At 68.2% G+C, this 6,378-nt stretch carries 4 protein-coding genes; 2 read left to right on the top strand and 2 right to left on the bottom strand.

Going from position 1 to position 6,378, the window contains the following annotated elements; all coding sequences use genetic code 11:
- Positions 1–144: 144 nt before the first annotated feature.
- Complete coding sequence (gene grpE / locus ACFW9Z_RS07290) at positions 145–795, bottom strand: nucleotide exchange factor GrpE (protein ID WP_384635645.1); 651 nt, start codon at positions 793–795, stop codon at positions 145–147.
- Positions 792–2,645 carry a molecular chaperone DnaK gene (gene dnaK / locus ACFW9Z_RS07285; RefSeq protein WP_384635643.1) on the bottom strand — a complete coding sequence of 618 codons (1,854 nt, stop codon included), beginning with the start codon at positions 2,643–2,645 and terminating at the stop codon, positions 792–794. The genes grpE and dnaK overlap by 4 nt, the downstream gene beginning before the upstream one ends.
- Positions 2,646–3,332: 687 nt before the next feature.
- Between dnaK and ACFW9Z_RS07280 the strand changes: the two genes are divergently transcribed.
- A complete protein-coding gene (locus tag ACFW9Z_RS07280; protein WP_384635640.1) occupies positions 3,333–3,848 on the top strand; it encodes a sugar transferase in 516 nt (171 codons plus the stop codon).
- Positions 3,849–3,989: 141 nt separating this feature from the next.
- Positions 3,990–6,257 (top strand): heterodisulfide reductase-related iron-sulfur binding cluster, encoded by a 2,268-nt coding sequence (locus ACFW9Z_RS07275; protein WP_384635637.1) that lies wholly within the window; start codon positions 3,990–3,992, stop codon positions 6,255–6,257.
- Positions 6,258–6,378: the final 121 nt, after the last annotated feature.

Here is a 6,378-nt window from a genome sequence, read left to right as displayed (position 1 = left end):
CCGGCCGCAGTGGTTCACCCCCGTCACCCCTCCGGCGTGCGGGCCCCCCCCGGCCCCCCCGCCCGCCGGCACGCCGCGCCCGCCCCCCGTGCCCCCCCCCCCCGGGCCGGTCGGTGTGCACCCTGGTGGTCAGACGTGTCGCCGTCAGACCTCCTCGGTGCCACCGCTCTCCTCGTCGTCTGTCTTCTCTTCCTTGGCCGCGGCGGGCGTGGCGCCCGGCTGCGGCTCGGCGACGGCCACCCGCGCGGGGCGGATGGTGCGCTCGCCGATGCGATACCCCGGCTGGAGGATCGCCACGCAGGTCGTCTCGGTGACGTCCGGCGCGTAACTGTGCATCAGGGCCTCGTGGATCGTCGGGTCGAAGGGCTCGCCCTCCTTGCCGAACTGCTGGAGGCCCAGCTTCGCGACGACGGTCTCCAGCGATTCGGCGACCGACTTGAAGCCGCCGAGCAGCTCGCCGTGTTCCCGTGCGCGGCCGACGTCGTCGAGTACGGGAAGGAGCTCGGACAGGAGGTTCGCGACGGCGATCTCCTTGACCGTGACCCGGTCCCGCTCCACGCGGCGGCGGTAGTTCTGGTACTCGGCCTGGAGCCGCTGGAGGTCCGCGGTGCGCTCGCTGAGCGCCGTACGGACCTGGTCCAGCTGTGCGGTCAGGCCGACGGTCTGGTCGGTGTCCCCGGCCGGGGCCGCCGTCTCCTCCTCGGAGGGTGCGGCAGCCTTCGGCTCGGCGTCATCAGGGGTGGCGCCGGAGGGGACGTCGGGCTTCTCCTCGAAGCCCGGGGTCTCCTCGGTCACGCCGCACCGCCCTTGGTGTCCTTCTCGTCGTCCACGATCTCGGCGTCGACGACATCGTCATCGGCCTTGCCCTGGGCGCCGCCCGGGGTCTCGGCGCCCGGCGTCGCACCCTCGGCCTGGGCGTTGGCGTACATCGCCTGGCCCAGCTTCTGGGAGACGGCGGCGACTTTCTCGGTGGCCGTACGGATCTCGGCGGAGTCCTCGCCCTTGAGCTTCTCCTTCAGCTCGCCGACAGCGGTCTCCACCTCCGTCTTGACGTCCGCGGGGACCTTGTCCTCGTTGTCCTTGAGGAACTTCTCCGTCTGGTAGACAAGCTGCTCGCCCTGGTTGCGCGACTCGGCGGCCTCGCGGCGGGCGTGGTCCTCCTCCGCGTACTTCTCGGCCTCTTCGCGCATCCGGTTGACCTCGTCCTTCGGCAGCGAGGAGCCACCGGTGACGGTCATCTTCTGCTCCTTGCCGGTGCCGAGGTCCTTGGCAGCGACGTGCATGATGCCGTTGGCGTCGATGTCGAAGGCGACCTCGATCTGCGGCACACCGCGCGGGGCCGGCGGCAGACCGGTCAGCTCGAACATCCCGAGCTTCTTGTTGTACGCCGCGATCTCGCGCTCGCCCTGGTAGACCTGGATCTGCACGGAGGGCTGGTTGTCCTCGGCCGTCGTGAAGATCTCGGAGCGCTTGGTCGGGATCGTGGTGTTGCGCTCGATGAGCTTCGTCATGATCCCTCCCTTGGTCTCGATACCGAGGGAGAGCGGGGTGACGTCGAGGAGCAGGACGTCCTTGACCTCGCCCTTGAGGACACCGGCCTGGAGCGAGGCGCCGATGGCGACGACCTCGTCCGGGTTCACACCCTTGTTGGCCTCCTGGCCACCGGTCAGCTCCTTGACGAGCTCGGCGACGGCCGGCATACGGGTGGAGCCACCGACGAGCACGACGTGGTCGATCTCGGAGAGCTGGATGCCCGCGTCCTTGATGACGTTGTGGAACGGGGTCTTGCAGCGGTCCAGGAGGTCCGCGGTCAGCTGCTGGAACTGCGAGCGCGTGAGCTTCTCGTCCAGGTGCAGCGGGCCCTCGGCGGACGCCGTGATGTACGGCAGGTTGATCGTGGTCTCGGTCGAGGACGAGAGCTCGATCTTCGCCTTCTCCGCGGCCTCGCGGAGACGCTGGAGAGCCATCTTGTCCTTGGACAGGTCCACGCCGTGGCCGTTGGCGAACTGCTTCACCAGGTAGTCGACGACGCGCTGGTCCCAGTCGTCACCACCGAGGTGGTTGTCACCGTTGGTGGCCTTCACCTCGACGACGCCGTCACCGATCTCCAGGAGCGACACGTCGAAGGTGCCGCCACCGAGGTCGAAGACGAGGATCGTCTGGTCGTCCTTGTCCAGGCCGTACGCCAGGGCGGCGGCGGTCGGCTCGTTGACGATGCGCAGGACGTTGAGGCCCGCGATCTCACCGGCCTCCTTGGTCGCCTGACGCTCGGAGTCGTTGAAGTACGCCGGTACGGTGATGACCGCGTCGGTCACCTTCTCGCCCAGGTAGGACTCGGCGTCGCGCTTCAGCTTCTGCAGGATGAAGGCGCTCATCTGCTGCGGGTTGAAGCTCTTGCCGTCCAGGTCGATCTTCCAGTCAGTGCCCATGTGGCGCTTGACGGAGCGGATGGTCCTGTCGACGTTGGTGACCGCCTGACGCTTGGCCACCTCGCCGACGAGCACCTCGCCGTTCTTGGCGAAGGCGACGACGGACGGCGTGGTCCTGGCGCCTTCGGCGTTGGTGATGACGGTGGGCTCGCCGCCTTCGAGAACGCTGACGACGGAGTTAGTCGTGCCCAGGTCGATGCCGACCGCACGTGCCATTTCAATTCCTCCAACTGACTACTTGAGTGGATCTGACTCAAGAATGCATGACGCCCGCCTCAGAGTCAACAGACCTGAGTCGGCCAGGCTCAACTTAAGTGCACACGTGCTTCACCATCACGCACTTCCGGCCCCCCATGGGACACCCCGCCCACGCCACACCCCTCGCGCACCACCCAGCCCACCATCGCACCGTGGGATCGTTCTGTCACAAAATGCCGCGAGACGGTCGCAAGGTCGCAAACGTCATCGATCGGCACACCATCGGACTCCGAACCCCGGGCGGGCACGATCACGATGCGGAACGCGAGACAGCGGCGCGCGCGACAGAAGAACGAACAGGCAAGCCAAAGGAAGAAGCCGCAGAGACAGCAGAGACAGCAGAGGCACAAGAAGAAGCAGTCACCTTCACAACCCCAGCCACCGCCGCAGCCACAAGCGCAGACCCAGCACCAGCACCAGCCACTACCCCACCCACAGCCACACCCACACCCACACCCACAACCGCAGCACCAGGCCCACCCCCACCCCCCGGCACCCCGCCAACACCCCCCCGCCCCAACAGTCACCGTCACCGGCACGGCCAGGGGCCACTTCCCCTCCCGCCCCGCCGCACGCCTGGCGGACCTCACCGACCGGGCCGAGGGGCTCGCGGACCGCTGCACCCCGCGCGCTTCGGCCGAACGGGTGCTGGACCTGACGCTCGGCACCGCCCTGCTGGTCCTCACCGCCCCCGCCGTGGCCGCGGGCGCCCTCGCCCTCGCGGTCCGGCGGGGCCCCGGCAACGTATGGGAGCGCAGTCCCCGTACGGGCCTGGGCGGCCGGGTCTTCACGCTGCGCTCCCTGCGCACCCGCAGGCTCCGGCTCGACCTGCTCTCCCGGCTCCCCCAGGTCGTCCGGGGCGACCTCTCCCTCGTAGGACCGGCCCCGCTGCCCCCCGGCAGCCCGCGCGCCGCAGGCCCGGGGCCCCGGCAGTGGCGGCAGGAGCTGCGGCCGGGACTGACCGGCCTGGCACAGGTGCGTGCCCGCTCCGGCATGCCGTGGGACGACCCCGCCCTGCTGGACCAGCACTACGCAGAGCACCATGGAGTCGTGCTCGACCTGTCGATCCTCGCGGAAGCCGTACGCGTATCCCTGCGCACGGCGCTCCGGAAGGCGCGCCCCGGCGACAGCACGACCACCGCACAACCAAGGCACACCTGAGCGACACAGATCACCGCCCACTCGGCTACAGCGGGGTGGAATAAGTGGATAGTGTCAGCACAGACTAATTAAGTTACTGCTTAGTAGTAGTGGGCAGTAGTCAACTGGATCCCGCTCTCGCAGGCCCGAGGAGCCCTACTCATGCAACTCGCCGCGATCATCGTGTCGCTGGTGCTGACGGTCGTCGGCGTTGCGCTCATCTGCCGAGCCGTCGCGCAGATCTACCGCTTCGTCCGTCTGGGACAGCCGGTACCAGCAGGCAGCCGCACCGACGACCCCAAGGCCCGCACGATCACGCTGGTCAAGGAGTTCCTGGGCCACAGCCGGATGAACCGGTGGGGCATCGTCGGCTTCGCCCACTGGTTCGTCGCGGTCGGCTTCCTGACGCTGCCGCCCACGCTGCTCCAGGCGTACGGTCAGCTCTTCCAGGCCGACTGGGTGCTGCCGATCATCGGGACCTTCCTGCCCTTCGAGATGTACATCGAGTTCATCGGCCTGATGACGGTCGTGGGCATCGTGGCGCTGATGGTGATCCGGCTGCTGAACCTGCCCTCCCGGGCCGGGCGCAAGTCGCGGTTCGCGGGCTCGAAGGCCTGGCAGGCGTACTTCGTCGAATACATCATCCTGACCATCGGCCTCGCGATCCTGGTGCTGCGCGGCCTTGAGGGCGCGATCCACCACGTCGAGAGCTACGACGCCGCGTACTTCGTGTCGTACCCGCTGGTCCTGGCCTTCAAGGGCCTGTCGCTGCCCACGCTCCAGACGCTCATCTACTTCACCGCGATGATCAAGATCTGCACCTCGCTGATCTGGATGATCACGGTCTCGCTCAACACCAACATGGGTGTCGCCTGGCACCGCTTCCTCGGCTTCCCGAACATCTGGTTCAAGCGGAACGCCGACGGCGAGGTCGCGCTCGGCGCGCTCCAGCCGATGACGACGGGCGGCAAGGAGATCGACTGGGAGGACCCGGCCGAGGACGCGGTCTTCGGTGTCTCCCAGGTCGAGCAGTTCTCCTGGAAGGGCATCCTGGACTTCTCCACCTGCACCGAGTGCGGCCGCTGCCAGTCGCAGTGCCCCGCGTGGAACACCGGCAAGCCGCTCTCCCCGAAGCTCCTGATCATGTCGCTGCGCGACCACGCGCACGCCAAGGCCCCCTACCTCCTGGCCGGTGGCGGCAAGGACATGGAGGGCAACGAGAAGGCCACCGATGAGCAGCTCAAGGACGTTCCCGCGGCCGCCCTCGCCGAGGCCGAGCGCCCGCTGATCGGCACCGCCGAGGAGAACGGCGTCATCGACCCGGACGTCCTCTGGTCCTGCACCACCTGCGGTGCGTGCGTGGAGCAGTGCCCGGTCGACATCGAGCACATCGACCACATCGTCGACATGCGCCGCTACCAGGTGATGATCGAGTCCGCGTTCCCGTCCGAGGCGGGCACGATGCTCAAGAACCTGGAGAAGAAGGGCAACCCCTGGGGGCTGGCCAAGAAGGCGCGCGTGGAGTGGACCAAGGAGGTCGACTTCGAGGTCCCGATCGTCGGCAAGGACGTCGAGGACCTCACCGAGGTCGACTACCTGTACTGGGTCGGCTGCGCGGGCGCCCTGGAGGACCGGGCCAAGAAGACCACCAAGGCCTTCGCGGAGCTGCTGCACATCGCGGGCGTCAAGTTCGCGATCATGGGCGGCGACGAGAAGTGCACGGGTGACTCCGCCCGCCGCCTGGGCAACGAGCCGCTGTTCCAGCAGCTCGGCCAGGAGAACGTGGCCATGCTGAACATGGCGTACGGCGAGGACGACGACGAGCCGGAGACGAAGAAGCCCAAGTCGTCGAAGAAGATCGTCGCGACCTGCCCGCACTGCTTCAACACGATCGCGAACGAGTACCCGCAGCTCGGCGGCGAGTACGAGGTCATCCACCACACCCAGCTGCTCCAGCACCTCATCGACGAGGGCAGGCTGATCCCGGTGACCCCGGTCGAGGGCCTGATCACGTACCACGACCCGTGCTACCTGGGCCGGCACAACAAGATCTACACCCCGCCGCGCGAGATCATCGCGAAGGTCCCGGGCCTGCGGAACGAGGAGATGCACCGCCACAAGGAGCGCGGCTTCTGCTGCGGCGCCGGTGGTGCCCGGATGTGGATGGAGGAGCGGATCGGCAAGCGCATCAACACCGAGCGCGTCGACGAAGCCCTCGCCCTCAACCCGGACATCGTCTCGACCGCCTGCCCGTTCTGCCTCGTCATGCTGACCGACTCGGTCAACGGCAAGAAGAACGACGGCCAGGCCAAGGAGTCCATCCAGGTGGTGGACGTCTCGCAGCTCCTCCTGGAGTCGGTGAAGACCCCGGCCGACCCGGCGGGCGAGCCGGAGCAGGTGGACGCACCGGAGCCGGAACCGGCAAAGTGACGTAACGCGTCGGCGTGATGAGCGGCCGGACCTGCCTCGGGGGCAGGACCGGCCGCTTCGGCGTACGGGGGTGGTTCCGGCTCCCGTACGCCGGGCCGGTGAACTCCAGGGGCCCGCTCCC

The organism is Streptomyces sp. NPDC059452, from assembly GCF_042750035.1.
Classification (GTDB): Bacteria; Actinomycetota; Actinomycetes; order Streptomycetales; family Streptomycetaceae; genus Streptomyces.
The sequence above is the reverse complement of the archived record's forward strand: the minus strand, read 5'-3'. Positions and strand labels throughout refer to the sequence as shown.

What these genes read in the sequence shown, in the direction of transcription:
- ACFW9Z_RS07275 (WP_384635637.1), top strand. Translation starts at nt 3,990, where the DNA reads ATGCAACTCGCCGCGATCATCGTGTCGCTGGTGCTGACGGTCGTCGGC.
- dnaK (WP_384635643.1), bottom strand. Translation starts at nt 2,645, where the DNA reads ATGGCACGTGCGGTCGGCATCGACCTGGGCACGACTAACTCCGTCGTC.